The sequence below is a fragment of the Actinospineispora acaciae DSM 45401 genome (assembly GCF_000620785.1).
GTDB lineage: Bacteria > Actinomycetota > Actinomycetes > Mycobacteriales > Pseudonocardiaceae > Pseudonocardia > Pseudonocardia acaciae.
In genome coordinates this window covers 367,573-385,200 of the sequence record NZ_JIAI01000006.1, presented here as the reverse complement: position 1 = coordinate 385,200, position 17,628 = coordinate 367,573, and the positions used below count along the sequence as shown (strand labels likewise).

General features: G+C 71.7%; 19 protein-coding genes. 13 read left to right on the top strand and 6 right to left on the bottom strand.

Annotation, left to right across the window (positions count from 1 at the left end; translation table 11 throughout):
* Position 1 precedes the first annotated feature (1 nt).
* The 4 genes from N912_RS54955 to N912_RS0127495 all read right to left on the bottom strand — a co-directional run bounded on the left by N912_RS54955 (position 2) and on the right by N912_RS0127495 (position 3,215).
* Positions 2–622, bottom strand: coding sequence for a class I SAM-dependent methyltransferase (locus N912_RS54955; protein ID WP_051580859.1), 621 nt, complete (start codon positions 620–622; stop codon positions 2–4).
* Entirely contained in the window at positions 622–1,455 is an 834-nt protein-coding gene (locus tag N912_RS0127505; protein WP_028924933.1) for a GNAT family N-acetyltransferase, read from the bottom strand. Before N912_RS0127505 ends, N912_RS54955 begins: the two co-directional genes overlap by 1 nt.
* 115 nt (positions 1,456–1,570) lie before the next feature.
* Positions 1,571–2,749: a flavodoxin-dependent (E)-4-hydroxy-3-methylbut-2-enyl-diphosphate synthase gene (ispG, locus tag N912_RS0127500; protein ID WP_028924932.1), complete on the bottom strand. Its 1,179-nt coding sequence runs from the start codon at positions 2,747–2,749 to the stop codon at positions 1,571–1,573.
* 79 nt (positions 2,750–2,828) lie between these two features.
* A complete protein-coding gene (locus tag N912_RS0127495) occupies positions 2,829–3,215 on the bottom strand; it encodes a DUF4870 domain-containing protein (protein WP_028924931.1) in 387 nt (128 codons plus the stop codon).
* A gap of 101 nt (positions 3,216–3,316) precedes the next feature.
* Here N912_RS0127495 and N912_RS0127490 point away from each other — a divergent pair, with 101 nt between their 5' ends.
* The 5 genes from N912_RS0127490 to N912_RS0127470 are packed head-to-tail and all read left to right on the top strand — an operon-like array spanning position 3,317 to position 7,459.
* Positions 3,317–4,447 carry an ABC transporter substrate-binding protein gene (locus N912_RS0127490; RefSeq protein WP_064745384.1) on the top strand — a complete coding sequence of 377 codons (1,131 nt, stop codon included), beginning with the start codon at positions 3,317–3,319 and terminating at the stop codon, positions 4,445–4,447.
* Between the two features lies 1 nt (position 4,448).
* Positions 4,449–5,525 carry a FecCD family ABC transporter permease gene (locus tag N912_RS54950; protein WP_211261411.1) on the top strand — a complete coding sequence of 359 codons (1,077 nt, stop codon included), beginning with the start codon at positions 4,449–4,451 and terminating at the stop codon, positions 5,523–5,525.
* Positions 5,518–6,258, top strand: a complete 741-nt coding sequence (locus tag N912_RS0127480) for an ABC transporter ATP-binding protein (RefSeq protein ID WP_028924929.1) — start codon at positions 5,518–5,520, stop codon at positions 6,256–6,258. The genes N912_RS54950 and N912_RS0127480 overlap by 8 nt, the downstream gene beginning before the upstream one ends.
* Positions 6,258–6,842, top strand: a complete 585-nt coding sequence (locus N912_RS0127475) for a hypothetical protein (protein WP_037066753.1) — start codon at positions 6,258–6,260, stop codon at positions 6,840–6,842. The genes N912_RS0127480 and N912_RS0127475 overlap by 1 nt, the downstream gene beginning before the upstream one ends.
* Positions 6,839–7,459: a hypothetical protein gene (locus tag N912_RS0127470; protein WP_028924927.1), complete on the top strand. Its 621-nt coding sequence runs from the start codon at positions 6,839–6,841 to the stop codon at positions 7,457–7,459. The genes N912_RS0127475 and N912_RS0127470 overlap by 4 nt, the downstream gene beginning before the upstream one ends.
* A gap of 62 nt (positions 7,460–7,521) precedes the next feature.
* Here the strand turns inward: N912_RS0127470 and N912_RS0127465 are convergent, their stop codons facing one another.
* Together N912_RS0127465 and dxr are read right to left on the bottom strand one after the other, a co-directional pair.
* The gene (locus N912_RS0127465) at positions 7,522–8,742 is read right to left on the bottom strand and encodes a M50 family metallopeptidase (RefSeq protein WP_028924926.1); all 1,221 of its coding nucleotides are present in this window, start codon (positions 8,740–8,742) and stop codon (positions 7,522–7,524) included.
* Positions 8,739–9,920: a 1-deoxy-D-xylulose-5-phosphate reductoisomerase gene (dxr, locus tag N912_RS0127460; RefSeq protein ID WP_037066752.1), complete on the bottom strand. Its 1,182-nt coding sequence runs from the start codon at positions 9,918–9,920 to the stop codon at positions 8,739–8,741. The genes N912_RS0127465 and dxr overlap by 4 nt, the downstream gene beginning before the upstream one ends.
* Before the next feature lie 82 nt (positions 9,921–10,002).
* Here dxr and N912_RS0127455 point away from each other — a divergent pair, with 82 nt between their 5' ends.
* The 8 genes from N912_RS0127455 (at position 10,003) to N912_RS0127420 (ending at position 17,591) form a co-directional block, all read left to right on the top strand.
* Positions 10,003–10,278: a DUF2631 domain-containing protein gene (locus N912_RS0127455; protein WP_051580858.1), complete on the top strand. Its 276-nt coding sequence runs from the start codon at positions 10,003–10,005 to the stop codon at positions 10,276–10,278.
* 9 nt (positions 10,279–10,287) lie between these two features.
* The gene (gene ligD, locus N912_RS0127450; RefSeq protein ID WP_028924923.1) at positions 10,288–11,244 is read left to right on the top strand and encodes a non-homologous end-joining DNA ligase; all 957 of its coding nucleotides are present in this window, start codon (positions 10,288–10,290) and stop codon (positions 11,242–11,244) included.
* Positions 11,245–11,762: 518 nt separating this feature from the next.
* Complete coding sequence (locus N912_RS66520) at positions 11,763–11,897, top strand: hypothetical protein (RefSeq protein ID WP_281176304.1); 135 nt, start codon at positions 11,763–11,765, stop codon at positions 11,895–11,897.
* A gap of 294 nt (positions 11,898–12,191) precedes the next feature.
* Positions 12,192–13,772, top strand: a complete 1,581-nt coding sequence (locus N912_RS0127440) for an ABC transporter substrate-binding protein (RefSeq protein ID WP_037066751.1) — start codon at positions 12,192–12,194, stop codon at positions 13,770–13,772.
* A gap of 18 nt (positions 13,773–13,790) precedes the next feature.
* Positions 13,791–14,747, top strand: a complete 957-nt coding sequence (locus N912_RS0127435) for an ABC transporter permease (protein WP_028924921.1) — start codon at positions 13,791–13,793, stop codon at positions 14,745–14,747.
* The gene (locus N912_RS0127430) at positions 14,744–15,613 is read left to right on the top strand and encodes an ABC transporter permease (protein WP_028924920.1); all 870 of its coding nucleotides are present in this window, start codon (positions 14,744–14,746) and stop codon (positions 15,611–15,613) included. Before N912_RS0127435 ends, N912_RS0127430 begins: the two co-directional genes overlap by 4 nt.
* Positions 15,610–16,581 (top strand): ABC transporter ATP-binding protein, encoded by a 972-nt coding sequence (locus N912_RS0127425; protein ID WP_028924919.1) that lies wholly within the window; start codon positions 15,610–15,612, stop codon positions 16,579–16,581. Before N912_RS0127430 ends, N912_RS0127425 begins: the two co-directional genes overlap by 4 nt.
* Positions 16,578–17,591 carry an ABC transporter ATP-binding protein gene (locus N912_RS0127420; RefSeq protein ID WP_028924918.1) on the top strand — a complete coding sequence of 338 codons (1,014 nt, stop codon included), beginning with the start codon at positions 16,578–16,580 and terminating at the stop codon, positions 17,589–17,591. Before N912_RS0127425 ends, N912_RS0127420 begins: the two co-directional genes overlap by 4 nt.
* Positions 17,592–17,628 lie beyond the last annotated feature (37 nt).

Below are 17,628 nucleotides of genomic sequence, written 5' to 3'. Positions count from 1 at the left end.
CCTAGGACGCCCTGAAGACGTCACAGTGCTCGGTACGCAACCGCTCGACCGAGGCGAAACCGGCGGCCAGCGCGGCGTGCACGCGCTCCAGGCGCTCCTCCGGCAAGATCATCGAGCGGGCCGCGCGGGTCGGCGCGGTGCCGCCGTGCCAGGACAGCAGCAGCCGGCCGCCCGGTCGGAGCACCCGGGCCAGCTCGCGGACGCCGGCGTCCAGGTCGGGCCAGATGGCGACGGTGTTGACCGAGAGGATCACGTCGAACGAGGCGGGCGGCTGGCCGGTGGCCTCGGCGGTGCCGGGCTCGAGCCGGACGCGGTGGTTCACGATGGCCGCCGCCGTGCGCTTGGCGGCGGCGACGCGCATCTCCGGCGACGGGTCGATGCCGACGATCCGGCCGGCCTTCGTGTCCGTGACCAGATCGGCGAGCAGCACGCCGGGGCCGTAGCCCACCTCGAGGACCGACTCCCCCGCCGCCACCGCCGCGAGGTCGAGGACCTCGCGCTGCTCGGAGCGGTTCATCCGGCTCATCATCCAGCCGCCGAGCATGCCCAGCGGGCCGGTGGGCAGGGCCGCCAGCTTGTTGGGCGGCTTGCCGGTCGTCCAGGCGCGGCCCGGATCGGTCATCAGAACAGGACCGTCGCGAAGCTCGCGATCTGCGTGAAGCCGATCCTGGTGTACGCGGCGCGGGCCGGCAGGTTGTAGGCGTTGACGTAGAGGCTGGCCACCCGTCCCATGGCGATCAGGCGCTCCACCACCGCGGCGGTGCCCGTGCCGCCCAGGCCCCGGCCCCGGCGGTCGGGGTGCACCCAGACGCCCTGGATCTGGCCGACCCGGGAGGACAGCGCGCCGATCTCCGCCTTGAACACCACCTCGCCGTCCTCGAACCGCGCGAAGGCCCGGCCGCCGGCGATCTGCTCGGCCACCCGCGCGCGGTAGCCGACGCCGCCGTCGCCCAGGCGCGGGTCGACCCCGACCTCCTCGGTGAACATCGCCACCGCCGCCGGCAGGTAGCGGTCCAGCTCGTCGGGGCGGACCGGGCGCACCAGCGGGTCGGACGCCACCGCCGGGCGGGTGGGCAGCACCATCAGCGGCTGGTCGGCGCGGACGTCGCGGGCGGGCGCCCAGTGCCCGGACAGCTCGTCCCACAGCGGCAGCACCAGCTCGGCCCGGCCGACCATCGACGAGCAGGAGCGCCCGACGCGGCGGGCCCGGTCCGCGAATGCGCGCAGCGCCGAACGCTCACCGCGCAGCGGCACCAGGTTGGCCCCGGCGAAGCACAGGCCTTCCAGGCGCGACCCGAAGCCCCACAGTTCGCCGCCGAGCCGCCACGAGTCGACCCCGGCGACCTCGACCCGGGAGGCCACCATGCACGCGGCCACCGGGTCGGCCTCCAACGCAAGCTGCACACCTGGCCGGTCCCGCTCGTCGAGCAGGCGTGGGCCGGCGACTCTCAACACGGTTCTAGATTGCCAGACGGAACCCGCCGGTTCACCCGTGAGTTCCACACCGATCAGGTGACGGCGATCTCGCCTCACACGCCGGCGGGCTCGAATAGCGCTCGTCGCGGGGTTGCTACGCACTCGGTGCGGGTCGCGCTATGATCTCCGGAGCACCCGACGGAGCCCCAGCGACCTCCATGTCCTCGGCCAGCCGCATGGCCTCCTCGATCAAGGTTTCGACGATCTGGTGCTCCGGCACCGTCTTGATCACTTCACCCTTGACGAAGATCTGGCCCTTGCCGTTGCCCGACGCCACGCCCAGGTCGGCCTCGCGCGCCTCGCCCGGTCCGTTGACCACGCAGCCCATCACGGCCACCCGCAGCGGGACCTCCATGCCGTCCAGCCCGGCGGTCACCTCGTCGGCGAGCTTGTAGACGTCCACCTGGGCGCGCCCGCAGGACGGGCAGGACACGATCTCCAGCCGGCGCGGGCGCAGGTTCAGCGACTCCAGGATCTGGATGCCGACCTTGACCTCCTCCACCGGCGGCGCGGACAGCGAGACCCGGATGGTGTCGCCGATGCCCCGGGACAGCAGCGCGCCGAACGCGGTGGCGGACTTGATGGTGCCCTGGAACGCCGGGCCGGCCTCGGTGACGCCCAGGTGCAGCGGGTAGTCGCACTGTTCGGCGAGCTGCTCGTAGGCACGAACCATGATCACCGGGTCGTGGTGCTTGACCGAGATCTTGATGTCGTGGAAGTCGTGCTCGGCGAACAGGCTGGCCTCCCACAGCGCGGACTCGACCAGCGCCTCCGGGGTGGCCTTGCCGTACTTGTCCATGATCCGCTTGTCCAGCGAGCCGGCGTTCACGCCGATCCGGATCGGGGTGCCGTGGTCCTTGGCGGCCTGCGCGATCTCCTTGACCCGGTCGTCGAACCGCTTGATGTTGCCCGGGTTGACCCGGACGGCGGCGCAGCCGGCCTCGATCGCGGCGAACACGTACTTGGGCTGGAAGTGGATGTCGGCGATGACCGGGATCTTGGACTTCGTGGCGATCGCGGGCAGCGCCTCGGCGTCGTCGGCCGAGGGGCAGGCCACCCGCACGATGTCGCAGCCGGCCGCGGTGAGCTCGGCGATCTGCTGCAGCGTGGAGTTTACGTCGGCGGTCAGGGTGGTCGTCATCGACTGGACGGACACGGGGTAGTCGCTGCCCACGCCGACCGGGCCGACGTGGAGCTGGCGGGTGGGCCGCCGAGGTGCGAGGGTCGGCGGCGGGGCTTCCGGCAGGCCGAGGCTGACGCTGGTGGCGCTCACGACCTCCAGTATGTCGAACGCCGGATCGCGCGCCCACTCACCCGGTGCTAGGACACACCCGCCGGATCTGTGCGCGGGCCTAGTGGACCAGCCGGATGGTCACCGGGTACCTGTACGGCTCCCCGTTGCTGGCCTTGACGACCGCCAGAATCGTGCACACCAGCCACAGGATGCCCAGCGCGACCAGCACCGGGATGCCGATGAGCACGAACGTCAGCACCCAGCCCACGAGCGAGTAGGCCAGCACGCTGAGGTTGAAGTTGAGCGCCTCCACGGTGTGTGCCCGTACGAACTGTGACCGCTCGCCCTGAACCAACAGCACCACCAGCGGGCCGATGAACCCCAGGAAGATCCAGGCGCCCACGATCGCCGAGAGGTGCGCGCCCATGGCCCAGTTGCGGTCCTCCCCCGTGGTGGGCGCCGGGCCGGCCGGCGGCTGGTACGGGTGTGGCTCGCCTGTGCTCATATCCCCAGCGTAACCGCGTGTGGCCGGCCCGACCTGGTTTTAATCGCATCGTGACAGTTAGGTTAGGCTGCCCTTGTTCTGACAGGCTGGAGGCCGCACCGATGCCCGTGCTCGACGCTCCCCCGTTACCTCCGCTACCCAGGCGCTCGCTGCTGCTCGGGGCGGGGTTGGCGGCGGGCTCGGCACTGCTCGCGGGGTGCGGGGGCGCCCGGCCGCCCGCGCCCGGCGGCGTCAGCGCCGTGGACCAGCGCGGGCGCCGGATCGAGCTGGCCGGCCCGGCGAAGCGGATCGTGACGATCGTGATCCCGGCGGCGTCGATGCTGGTGGCACTGGACTCCGGTCCGGACCGCCTGGTCGGGATGAACGCGAGCGCGGCGGAGGCGATCCGGGGCGGCATCCTGGGTGAGATCTTCCCGAGGGCGGCCGCGATCCACAGCGGGGCCGCCGACCAGAGCTTCGTGCCGAACGTCGAGGAGATCCTCGGGCTGAACCCCGACCTGGTCGTCCAGTGGGCCGACCGAGGCCCGGGGATCCTCGCGCCGCTGGAGAACGCCGGGCTGACGGTGGCCGGCCTGACCTACGGCACGCAGGCCGACCTGGAGGCCTGGATCACCCTGTTCGGCACGCTGATCGGCAGGCCGGAGCGGGCCGCCACCCTGCTCGACAGGATGCGCGGGCGCCTGGAGTCCATCCGCGCGGCCGCACCAACCGGGCCGCCGCCGAAGATCGTCTACTTCAACCAGATGCGGGGCGGGCTGAAGGTCGCGGGCAAGGGCACGTACAACGACTTCTACATCAACCTGGTCGGGGGCACGAACCCGGCGGCCACGCTGACCGGGATCACGGCGGTGAACGTCGAGCAGGTGCTCGCCTGGGACCCGGACGTCGTGCTGGTGGGCAACTTCGACGCGGCAACGCCCGAGCAGGACGTCTACCGGGTGCCCGCCTGGCGCGAGCTGAGCGCGGTCCGGAGCCGGCGGGTCTACAAGATCCCGCTGGGCGGCTACCGCTGGGACCCGCCCAGCCAGGAGTCGCCGCTGATGTGGCGCTGGCTGCGGGCGCTGGCGTTCCCCGGCGGCGACGGTGGCGATGATGGGGACGGGCTGCGCGCCGAGATGGTGGACGACTACCGGTTCCTGTACGGCCACGGGCTGACCGACGCGCAGGCCGACCGGATCCTGGCGACCGAGGCGAACGCCGGCTCGGCCCACTACGAGCGGTTCGGGTCCTGACGTGGTCGGGTCCGCCGAGCGGGTGCGGTCTCGCCCGGCGCGCGGGCTGGGCGGGACGGCGCGGCGGCCGGGGGCGGCGATCGCGGTGGCAGCGGTCGCGGCCCTGGTGATCGCGGTGGCCGCGCTCGGGCTGGGGCGGTTCGGGGTGCCGGTCGAGCAGGTCTGCCGGATCCTGGCCGGGCAGTTCGTCGACCTCGCCCCGACCTGGCAGCCGAACCAGGAGCGGGTGGTGCTGCTGGTGCGGCTGCCCCGGGTGTTGGAGTCGCTGTTCGTCGGCGGCGGCCTGGCGCTGGCCGGGGCGGTGCTGCAGGCGGTGTTCCGCAACCCGCTGGTCAGCCCGCAGATCCTGGGGCTGTCCTCGGGCGCGTCGGTGGGCGGGGCGCTGGCGCTGCTGCTCGGGCTGGGGTCGGTGGCGGTGGTCGGCGGGGCGCTGGCGTTCGGGCTGGCCTCGCTGGTGCTGCTGTTCGCGCTGACCAGGGGCGGCGGCGCGGCCTCCCCCATCCTCATGGTGGTGCTGGCCGGCGTGGTGATCGGCTCGTTCGCCTCGGCGCTGGTGTCGCTGATCAGCTACCTGGCCGACCCGCAGAACCAGCTGCCGGCCATCGTGTTCTGGCTGATGGGCAGCCTGGCCACCGCGACCTACCCGAACGCGCTGGTCGCGGCCGTCACGCTGGCGGTGGGCGCGGCGGTCGTCCTGCCGCTGCGGTGGCGGGTGAACGTGCTCTCGCTCGGCGACGAGGACGCGGCCGCGCTGGGGGTGCGGCCGGAGCGGCTGCGCTGGGTGCTGCTGGTCGCGGTGGCGCTGGTCGTGGCCGGGGCGGTGGCGATCAGCGGCGTGATCGGATGGGTGGGCCTGGTCGTCCCGCACCTGTGCCGAATGTGGGTCGGACCCGACCACCGCGTGCTGCTGCCGCTGAGCCTGCTGGTCGGCGGCGGGTACCTGACGGTGATCGACACGATCGCGCGCACCGCCACACCCGGGGAGGTGCCGCTCGGGGTGCTCACCGCGGTGGTCGGCGCGCCGGCGTTCTTCGTGCTGTTGCGGCTGCGCGGACGGCGGGTGTGGGCCGATGCTTGAGCTGCACCGGGTCGGGTTCGCCCACCCTCGGGGCGACTGGCTGTTCCGCGAGGTCGACATGGCCGTGCGGGGCGGCGAGGTGACTGTCGTGCTCGGGCCGAACGGCCGGGGCAAGACCACCCTGCTGCGCTGCGCGGCCGGGTTGCTGCGGCCGCTGGAGGGCGAGGTGCGGGGGGCGGGCGCGGTCGGCTACGTGCCGCAGGCGCTGGGCTCCGGGTTCGGCTACGGGGTGCTGGACATGGTCGTCATGGGCCGCGCCCGGCACGTCCGCGCCTACTCCACGCCGAGCGCCCGGGACCGCGCCGTCGCCGAGTCCGCGCTGCGCAGGGTCGGCCTGACCGGGCTGGCCGACCGCCCGTACGCCCAGCTCAGCGGCGGGGAACGGCAGCTGGTGCTGATCGCGCGGGCGATCGCGTCGGACAGCGAGGTGGTGATCCTGGACGAGCCGGCCTCGGCGTTGGACCTGGCCAACCAGGGCCGGGTGCTGGCGTTGCTGCGCGAGCTGGCCGACGGCGGGCTGGGCGTGCTGCTCACCACCCACCACCCCGACCACGCGGTGTCGCTGGCCGACCGGGTGGCGCTGATGCTGCCGGCCGGTCGGGTCGAGACCGGGCCCGCGGACGCGATGCTCACCGACGACGCGCTCGGCGAGCTGTACGGCGTGCCGGTGCGGACCGTGTGGTTCGACGACGACGGCGCCCGCCGCAAGGTGCTGGCGCCCCGGTACGGCTGATGCCCGCGCCCGTGCTCGTGCCGACCATGGGGACGTCGTCCGCCCTGGGCGTCCACGCGGAGTGCGCCGACCTGGACCTCTACGCGCTGCCCTCGGCCGATCTCACCGGGGTGCGCGGAATGCTCCTCGGCGCGCACGTCGACCAGGTATTCCTGCGTGCGCACCGTCCGCTGCTGGACGATTTCGTGCGCGGCGGCGGCCGGCTCGTGGTCTGCGGGCAGGTGGTCCTGCCGTTCGTGGCGGGCCTGTGCCCGTTCGCGCCGCTGGCGTATCGCAGTGTCGCGGACCTGACCGTGCACCGGCTGGCCGAGCATCCTGTGTGGCACGGCGTGGACACCGCCGACCTGACGTTCCGGCGCGGGGTGGCCGGCTTCTACGGCCGGGGCCACTACCCCGAGCTGCCGGCGTCCGCCCTGGTGGTGCACGGGCTCGGTCCTCAGCGGCTGCCGCTCGACGCGGTGTACCCGCACGGCTCCGGCGAGGTGCTGGTGCACGGCGGCAACGACCTCTGGGGCTACGCCGAGGACGACACCACCGCCGCCCGGATGACCCCGGCCCTGCTCGGCTGGGTGCTCGGCCGGTGAGCCGCCCGCGCATCGGCCTGCTGCACGGCGGCGCCTCCTACCACCTGGCCACGCTCGCCGACCCGGTGGTCACCGAGCACGTCACGCACCCGCTGTACCTGCCCGAACAGTCCGCTCTGGACACCCTGTCCACCCTGGACACCGTGATCGTCTGCGATCGGCTGCACCCCGGCCTGCTCCGCGAGCACGCCGGCACGCTGCGCGAGGTGCCGGAGCGCGGCGGCACCCTGGTCGTGCTCGGCGAGGTGGAGGCACACACCTGGCTGCCCGGCCTGCGCTGGTCGCCCCGGCCGACGAACTTCTGGTGGTGGCGCACCGGCGAGGACCCCGGCATCCACACGCACGCCCCCGACCACCCGATCTGGAACCACCTGAACCACGAGGACGTGATCTGGCACTACCACGGCCTGCTGCACCCGCCCGCCGGCGCCACCGTCCTGGCCTCGGCCGACGACCCCGCCGGCGCCATCCTCTACGAGGACCGGGCCTCACCGGGCCGCCTGGTCGTCACCACCATGGACCCCGTGCACCACCATGGCAGCAACTTCATGCCCGCCGCGACTCGACTCCTACACGGCCTGCTCCACTGGCTCGCGGCCGAAACGGCCGCCGCATAGCTAACCGGGCCGTCGCACACGCCGCACCGTGTGCGACACCCCAGCAAGGTGCGCGACGACGGTCAGTTGAGGCGGATCGGGTTGACGATGTCGGCGGTGATGGTGAGCAGGCTGATGCCGGCGATGATCAGGATGAAGACGTAGGTGACGGGCATCAACCGGGTGTAGTCGACCGGGGGCATCGCGGTCTTGCCCATGCGGCGGCGGACCCCGTCGCGGATCCGTTCGTACAGGTTCACGGCCACATGTCCGCCGTCCAGCGGCAGCAGCGGCAGCAGGTTGAACACGCCGATGAAGAAGTTGAACACCGCCAGGAGCGAGATGAAGAACGCCCACTGGCCCTGGTCGACGGCGTCGCCGCCGATGATGCTGACGCCGACCACGCTGACCGGGCGGTTGCGGTCCTCCACGCCGGTGAGCGCCTTGAGCACGGCGGGCACCTTCTCCGGGAACATCTTCAGGCCTTCCCAGGTGCCTTCGAACATCATGCCGGTGAACGCGAAGGTGGCCGGGATGGCGTCGATCGGGCCGTACTTGACGATCACGGCCGGCTTGGGGCCCAGGCCGATGGCGCCCACCGGCTCCAACCGGGTGCTCGGGTCGTTGCGGGCGGCGTCGATCGGGGCGCGCTGCACGGACATCACGTCCACCGTCACGGTGCGCTGCTGACCGTCGCGCTCCAGGACGAACGGGGTGGGGCCGGACTGGTGGCGGATCGCGGTCACCGCGTCCTGCCACTGCGGGGTGGGCGTCCCGCCGACGGAGAGGATCTTGTCACCGGGCTGGATGCCGGCGCGCTGGGCCGGCGAGACCTCGTTCGGCGAGCACGGCGTGAGCTCGAGCGTGATGGGGTTCTGGTTGGCCGGGACACAGGACGCCGCGCCGGCGATGGCGCCCTTGTCGGCGTGGGCCAGGCCGGAGGAGACCGCCAGCACATAGACCAGGAAGATGCCGATCATGAAGTGCATGGCCGAGCCCGCGCACAGCACGACCACGCGCTTCCAGGTCTTCTTGCGGTTGAACGCGCGCGGCGCCTCCTCGACGGTGACCGGGTCCAGCGCGGTCATGCCGGCGATGTCGCAGAACCCGCCGACCGGCAGCCACTTGAGCCCGTACTCGGTCTCGCCTCGGCGGAACGAGAACACGGTGGGCCCCATGCCGATGAAGTAACGGCGTACCTTCATCCCGAACGCCCTGGCCGACCACATGTGGCCCGCCTCGTGCAGCGCTACCGAGATGCCGATACCCAGCGCAAACAGCACCACACCCAGAGCAAAGCTCACCCGATCGATCCTCTCGCCACGGCGGCGTCCACCAGCTCGCGAGCGCGGGCGCGCGCCCAGCGCTCGGCCGACAACACGTCATCCACCGTATCTGGATCCGTGTTACATCCGTGCGCGGCCGCGAGCGCGTCGCGGACCACGTCGGTGATCTCGGTGAACCGCAGCTTGCCGGCCACGAACGCGGCGACCGCCTCCTCGTTGGCCGCGTTGAACACCGCCGGCAGGCAGCCACCGGCGGTTCCGGCGGCTCTGGCCAGCGCCACGCCGGGCAGCGCCTCGTTGTCCAGCGGCTCGAACGTCCAGCTGGTCGGCTCGGCGAAGTCGCAGGCAGGGGCGGCGTCGGGCACCCGGTCCGGCCAGCCGAGGGCCAGCGCGATGGGCAGCCGCATGTCCGGCGGGCTGGCCTGGGCGATCGTGGCACCGTCGGTGAACGTCACCATGGAGTGGATCACGGACTGGGGGTGGACCACGACGTCGATCCGGTCATAGGGGACGCCGAACAGCAGGTGCGCCTCGATCAGCTCCAGGCCCTTGTTCACCAGGGTGGCGGAGTTGATGGTCACCATCGGGCCCATGTCCCAGGTCGGGTGCTTGAGCGCCTCGTCCACGCCGACGAACTCCAGCTCATCGCGGCGCCGACCTCGGAACGGGCCGCCGGATGCGGTCAGCACCAGCTTGGCCACCTCCTCGGCCCGGCCGCCGCGCAGGCACTGGGCCAGCGCGGAGTGCTCGGAGTCGACCGGCACGATCTGGCCCGGCGCCGCCGCCTTGGTGACCAGCGGACCGCCCGCGACCAGCGACTCCTTGTTGGCCAGCGCCAGCGTCGCCCCGGTGGCCAGCGCGGCCAGCGTCGGCCGCAGCCCGCGCGAACCGGTGATCCCGTTGAGCACCACGTCGGACGGGGCGTCCGCGATCAGCTCCAGCACCGCATCCGGCCCGGCCAGCACCCGCACCGCCGGCCCCAGCGCGCCCCTCAGCTCGCGGGCCGCTTCCTGGTTGGCCACAGCCACCAACGGCACCTCGAACTCGACGGCCTGGCGCGCCAGTAACCCCACGTCCGCACCGCCGGCGGCCAGGCCGGTCACCCGGAACCGGTCCGGGTTGGCCCGGACCACGTCCAGCGCCTGAGTACCTATCGAGCCGGTGGATCCCAACACGAGCACGCCGCGAGTCGTCATCGAGTCACATTCTCCCGAACACCGCGTTATCCCGAGCGTGTGACACCATGATGATGAGCGACGAACATGCGTGGGAGGCAGGGTGACAGGCACCGGGCAGGAGCTGGCCAGGCGGAACGGTCGGCCGCCGGCGAAGGTGGACCCGGAGGACGAGCCGTCCGCGGAGTGGGGCTGGCACGGCGGGTTCCCCCGGGGGATGATCATCGCCGGCTGGCTGTCGACGATCATCATGCTGCTCATGCTGTTCGGGAACCACCAGGGCCGGGTGGAGGACGTCTGGCTGGTGGCCGTCGCGGTCCTGATGGCCGGCGGGCTGATCCGCTACAGCCTCAAGCGGCGGCATTCCTGGCGGCGCTGAGCGACCGCCGTGCCCTCGCCCGCGCTCGAGCTGGAGGTCGGTGACCGCACGGTCCGGATCAGCAACCCGGACCGGGTCTACTTCCCCGCGCGCGGGGAGACCAAGCTCGACCTGGCGCGCTACTACCTGGCGGTCGGCGACGGCGTGGTCCGCGCCCTGCGTGACCGCCCGTGCATGCTCCACCGCTTCCCCACCGGCGTGACCGGCGAGAAGGTCCACCAGAAGCGGCTGCCGGGCGGCGCGCCGGACTGGGTGCAGACCGTCCGCGTCGAGTTCCCCCGCTACAAGCGGCACGCGCACGAGCTGTGCGTGACCCACCCCGCCGACGTGATCTGGGCCGTCCAGATGTCCACCGTGGAGTTCCACCCCTGGAACTCGCGGCGCGCGGACGTCGAGAAGCCCGACGAGTGGCGCATCGACCTGGACCCGATGCCCCAGGCCACGTTCGACGACGTCCGCAGGGTGGCCGCCGTCTCCCGCGAGGTGCTCGACGACCTGGGCGCGGTGGGCTGGCCGAAGACCTCCGGCGGCAAGGGCCTGCACATCTACGTCCGCATCGAGCCGCGCTGGGGCTTCGCCGACGTCCGCCGCGCCGCACACGCGTTCGCCCGCGAGGTCCAGCGCCGCGCCGGCGAGCTGGTCGACCTGACCTGGTGGCGCAAGGACCGCGACCCGGCGTCCGTGTTCGTGGACTACAACCAGAACACCCGCGACCACACCCTGCGCTGCGCCTACTCCGTCCGCGGCGTCCCCGAGGCCCCCGTGTCCGCCCCCATCACCTGGTCCGAGCTCCCCGACGTGAACCCGGCCGACTTCACCATCGCCACCATGCCCGCCCGCTTCGCCGACCTCGGCGACCTCCACGCCGCCATAGACGACACGGTGTTCTCCCTCGACGAACTCCTAGCCTGGGCCGACCGCGACGAAAAAGCTGGCGCCGAACCCCCACCCGACGAGGACGCCTGACCCACGCCGGTGCCACTCACCGGCAGCGTGACCAGCAAGGCGCCGCGGCGGCCCACGCGTGTTCACGCGGTCGCTCGCATATCAATCGAATACTCCATCCGTAAGACGAAATGTGCGCTTCGTGTGCAAGGTTCACGTTTAATGATTTCAACCGCATGCGGACACTTCTGGAACGGCGGTACATGCCGTAGATCATGAATGGAGTCCTATGATGATCAGCAACCTGGGCAACCTCAGCGATCGACTCCTGGACCGAATACTACGCAAGGGGGAGGCGTTCGCCGGATGTGGTCCATCATGGACTGACACCTGCATTCTCGAGCCCGGCAAGATAACCTATGGCTGCCGGACCTGCATGGAATGCAGCGGACGCCTCTACTGCACCCCATGCGGGAAGTGCTAGTTGACGACCGGGGAGGCTGGCCACTCACAAGATCGGCGACGGACGGGAAGGTGCGCGTGGCAGGCAGGGATATACCGTCCGCCCCGCGGTGGTTGATCGGTGTCGAGCTGAGCCAGTGCCGCAACCGCGCGGGTCGGACGGCCGCCGCGCGGCCAAGAACCTGGGCAGCTCGCCCGGTCGGCTCAGCCACCTGGATACAGGCCGCAAGCAGCAGCCGCCGGAGGACGTCGAGAAGCTGATGCGGTTCTAGGGCGCGAGCGCGGCGGACGTGGACAGGTTGGCCGCGGATTGGCGATAAATCCGAGTCGGCTTGGAACGCCTGGCGTCCAAGATCCGGCGATCAGCGCCGGCCCCGCGATCCACTTCGCGTTCGACGACTGGCGCCACTTCGTGTCGTCCCACAAAACCGCAGGTCAGAGGCCGTGAGTGGTTAGCGGTGCTATAGCCCCGCTAACCACTCACGGCCTCTGACCTCGAACGACCGCTCTGCGGAATTGCGTGTACGAGGCTTGCCAACGGGCGCGCGGCTCTGTATGCAGTATGCGTGCTGAGGCCCGGTGGGCGGCAATGGTGCGGCGCACGGGTCGCCGGCGTGATCGTCATCGCGGCGCTCGTGTTGTCCTCGTGCGTGGCGAGCGTGACCGGCGGCGCCCGGCGGGAGGGCTACGCGGTGGTGGCGCTGCAGGAGGCGCCGGACGCGCTGGACCCGACGATCGCGAGCAGCTTCGTGGGCCGGATGGTGTTCGCGAACATGTGCGAGAAGCTCTATGACGTCGACGCGGGGCTGAACCTGGTGCCGCAGCTCGCGGCCGCGCTGCCGGAGATCACCGACGGCGGGCGGACGTACACGATCCCGCTGCGCCCGGGCGTGATGTTCAACGACGGCACCCCGATGACCGCCGACGCGGTGGTGCGCAGCATCCAGCGGCACAAGTCCAACAAGCTCTCGCAGCGGACCTCGGAGCTGTCGTCGGTGTCGACGATCCAGGCGATCGGCCCGCTCACCATCCAGCTCGGGCTGTCCAAGCCGTTCGCGCCGCTGACCTCCATCCTGGCCGACCGCTCCGGGATGGTGCTCTCGCCGGCGGCGGTGGACCGGCTCGGCGACAAGTTCGCGCAGAACCCGGTGTGCGTCGGGCCGTTCCAGTTCGAGTCGCGGCCGAGCGCGGACGAGATCAACCTGGTGCGGTCGAACGACTACTACGACCGCGACAAGGTGCACCTGCCCGGCGTCACGTTCCACGCGATCCCGCCGTCCAACGTCCGCGCGGCCGACCTGCGCGCCGGCGACGTCGACGTCATCGACCGCGCGGCCCCGCAGGACCTGGAGACGATCCGCGACGACCCGGGGCTGGCGGTGCGGCCGGTCACCTCGCTGGGCTATATGGGGATCGACATCAACATCGGCAACGCGGACGGCGCCGACAAGCCCGCGCGGGCCCCCGACTTCGCGCTGGCGCAGCGCAAGGACCTGCGCAAGGCGTTCGAGCTGTCCATCGACCGCACGGTGCTCAACAAGGTGGTGTTCAACGGGGCGTACGTGCCGGACTGCACGCCGCTGCCGCCCGGCCCGTGGGCGGTGCGGGCCGACTGCCCACGGCGCGACCTGGCGAAGGCGCGGGAGCTGGTGCGGGCGTCCGGCGTCCCGACCCCGATCCCGGTCAAGCTGATGACCGCGAACGTCCCGCTGTACCAGCAGCTGTGCACGCTCGTGCAGGCGATGGCCAAGGACGCCGGCTTCGACGTCTCCGTCGAGCCGACCGACTTCGCCACCGGCCTGGCCAGGGGCCGCAGCGGGAACTTCCAGGCCTACTTCATCGGCTGGTCCGGCCGTATCGACCCGGACCAGAACATCTCCCAGATGGTCCTGCCCGGCTCCGCGCTGAACTACGCCGGCACGCACAACGCGCAGGTCAACGCGATGGTCACGGCCGCGCGCACCAGCACCGACCCCGCCGAGCGCCGCCGGATCTACACCGAGCTGGTCGGGCTGCTCAACGACGAGCTGGGGATCGTCTACCTCTACCACGAGGTGTACGTGCTCGGGCTGCGCAAGAAGATCACCGGGGTGGACTTCTTCGGGGACGGGCTGATCCGGATGAAGACCGCGCGGCTCGAGCCGTAGGCGGAAGGAGCGCACACGATGGCGTGGTACCTGGCCCGCCGGGGCGGCGCGGCGTTGCTGACCTTGCTGTTGGCCAGCGTCTGCGTGTTCCTGGCGGTGCGGGCGCTGCCGGGCGGGCCGGCGGTGGCGCTGTCCGCCGAGAGCCCGGACCCGAACGTGATCAAGGCGATCGAGGCCAGGTACGGCTTCGACCAGCCGCTGCCGGTGCAGTACGGGCGGTGGATCGCGCTGGCCGCGCAGGGCAACTTCGGCGATTCCCCCACCACCGGGCTGCCGGTGGCGTCCATCCTGGCCAACCGCGTTCCGGTCACGCTGGAGCTGGCGGTGCTGGCGCTGGTGGTGGCGGCGGTGATAGGCATCCCGGCGGGGGTGCTCGCGGCGCGCCGGCCCGGTTCGGGGATCGACTACGTGGCCAGCGGGCTCGCGCTGGGCGGGCTGTCCATCCCGCACTTCTGGTTCGGCATCCTGCTGATCCTCGGGCTGTCGGTGTCGCTGCACGTGCTGCCGTCCGCCGGGTTCGTCCCGATACTCGCCGACCCGGGCGGCAACCTTCTGCACATGCTGATGCCGGCGGTGGTGCTCGGCACCGGGCTGGCCGCGGTGGTGATGCGCCAGACGCGGTCGGCGATGATCACGGCGCTCGGGTCGGACTATGTTCGGACGGCCAGGGCCAAGGGCATGTCGGAGTGGTCGGTGGTGGCCCGGCATGCGCTGCGCAACAGTCTCGTGACGGTGGTGACGGTGCTCGGGCTGCAGCTCGGGCTGCTGATCGCGGGGGTGGTCACCGTCGAGCAGGTGTTCAACATCCCGGGGCTGGGCAAGCTGACGCTGGACTCGGTGTTCCAGCGCGACTACTCCACCCTGCAGGCTGTCGTGCTGCTGACCACCACCGGGTACGTGATCAGCAACCTGCTGGTGGACCTGGCGTACTCCGTGCTCAACCCCCGGATCCGGGTCGCTGGGGCGGCGTCATGACGGCGGTGGCGCTGGACCCTCGGGCGCTGGCGCGGCGGCGGGCGCGGCGGCGGCTGACCGCGCGGCCGCTGTCGGTGCTCGGGGCGTTGGGTGCGAGCGTCGCGGTGCTCGTGGCGTTGCTGGCGCCGTTGATCGCGCCCTACGACCCGGCGGGGACCAACTTCGACGTCGTCCTGTCCGCGCCGCTCCAGGCCGGGCACGCGTTGGGGACCGACCAGCTCGGACGTGACGTGCTGGCCCGGATGTTCTACGGCGCGCAGGCCTCGCTGGCGGCCGGGGTGTTGTCGACGCTGCTGGCCACGGTGGTCGCGGTGCCGGTGGGGCTGTTCGCGGGGTATTACCGGCGGTGGGTGGACACGGTGATCTCCCGGGTGGTGGACCTGGTGCTGGCGTTCCCGTTCCTGGTGCTCGCGGTCGGGCTGGCCGCGATGTTCGGGCCGTCGCTGAGCAACGCCATCATCGCGTTGGGCGTGGCGCAGATACCGATCGTGGTGCGGGTGGTGCGGGCCGAGGTGATGTCGCAGCGCGAGCTGGAGTACGTCCAGGCCGAGGTGGTCAACGGCACCCCGACCGGCGTGATCCTGTTTCAGCGGATCCTGCCGAACGTGCTCAACGCGATTGTCGTGCAGGCCAGCGTCACGATCCCGACCGCGATCGTGGGGGCGGCGATCCTGTCGTTCCTCGGGCTCGGGGTGCAGCCGCCCACGGCGGACTGGGGGAACATGCTCGCCGAGGCCCAGAACTACCTGTCGCAGGCGCCCTGGCTCGGGGTGTTCCCGGGTGTCGCGATCTTCCTGACCACGCTGTCGTTCAACCTGCTCGGCGACGGGATACGCGACGCGCTCGACCCGAGGATGCTGCCGTGAACGTGTTGGACGTACAGGACCTGCGGGTGCGGTTCGACACCGACGAGGGCCCGGTGCTGGCGGTGAACGGGCTGTCGCTGTCGATCGCGGAGTCCGAGGTGCTCGCGGTGGTCGGCGAGTCCGGGTGCGGCAAGACGGTGACCGCGCTGGCCGTCATGGGGCTGGCGCCGGCGCACGCGCACATCGACGGGTCGATCCGGCTGGCCGGCACCGAGCTGACCACGCTGCCCGACCCCGAGCTGCGCCGGATCAGGGGCCGCGACCTGGCGATGATCTTCCAGGAGCCGATGACGTCGCTGAACCCGGCGTTCACCATCGGCCGGCAGATCGGCGAGGTGCTGGTCAGGCACGAGGGGCTGTCCAAGCGGGCGGCCAGGATACGGACCGTGGAGCTGCTCGACCTGGTGCGGATCCCGTCGGCGGCGCGGCGGTTGGACGAGTACCCGCACCAGCTCTCCGGCGGGATGCGGCAGCGGGTGATGATCGCGATAGCGGTGGCCTGCAACCCCAAGCTGATCATCGCGGACGAGCCGACCACCGCGCTGGACGTCACGATCCAGGCGCAGGTCCTGGACATCCTGCGCCAGCTCCGCCGCGACCTGGGCACCGCCGTCCTGCTGATCACCCACGACCTGGGCGTGGTCGCGGACATCGCCGACCGGGTGGTGGTGATGTACGCCGGGCACGCTGTCGAGCGCGGCGAGGCCGAGGCGCTGTTCACCGGCCCGCAGCATCCGTACACGATCGGCCTGCTCGGCGCCGTGCCCCGCCCCGGCGGCGCCCGGCTCACCGAGATCCCGGGCCTGGTGCCGGTGCTGCGTGAGGATCCGCGCGCGTGCGTGTTCGCCCCGCGCTGCGCCCGCGCCGCCGACGACTGCCGGCTGGAGATGCCGCCGGTGCGGGAGACCAGCGCCGGCCAGTTCGCGGCCTGCCTGCACCCGGGACCGAAGGAGGCGGTGCTGTCGTGACCTCACAGCCGGTGCTGGACGTCCAGGGCCTGGTCAAAAGGTTTCGGATGCCCAGGGGTACGGGCGGCGGCGTTGTGCACGCGGTGGAGGGCGTGGACCTGACCATCGGCGACGGCGAGATCGTCGGGCTGGTCGGCGAGTCCGGGTCCGGCAAGTCCACGGTCGGCAAGTGCATCGTGCGGCTGCTCGAACCGGACGCCGGCACCGTGCGGCTGGCCGGCCACGACATCACGCACCTGTCCCAGCGCCGGCTGCGCCCGCTGCGCGACCAGGTGCACATGGTGTTCCAGGACCCGTACTCCTCGCTGAGCCCCCGGATGACCGTCGGCGCGATCGTCGGCGAGCCGATGCGCCGCCGGCACGGGCTGTCGTCGCGGGAGGCCGAGCCGCGCACCGCCGAGCTGCTGGAGAAGGTCGGGCTGGCCGCCGACCTGCGCGATCGCTACCCGCACGAGCTGTCCGGCGGCCAGCGCCAGCGCGTCGGACTGGCCCGCTCCCTCGGCGTCGACCCCCGGCTGCTGATCGCCGACGAGCCGGTCTCCGCGCTGGACGTCTCCGTGCAAGCCGCCATCCTGAACCAGCTCAAGGACCTGCAGGCCGAGCTGGGCTTCTCCTGCCTGTTCATCGCGCACGACCTGAGCACCGTGGAGTACCTCTGCGACCGGGTGGCCGTGATGTACCTGGGCCGGATCGTCGAGCTGGGCACCCGGGACGAGATCTTCACCAGCCCGAAGCACCCGTACACCCGCTCGCTGCTCGCCGCCGCCCTCACCCCCGACCCGGCCGCGCTGCGTTCCCGACAGCGCGTCGTGCTGACCGGCGACATCCCCAGCCCGATCGACCCGCCGTCCGGCTGCCCCTTCCACACCCGCTGCCCCAGCGTCGAGCTCCCGCGTTGTGCGGAGGACCCACCGACCGTGTCCGTAGCCCCCGACCACTGGGCGCGCTGCCACTTCGTCACCCCGGCAGGCGCCGCTCCCAGCATGGACGTGGCAGGCTCCCCGAGCTGACGCACTCGACGAAGGAGGCGGGCTGTGATGGACTTCA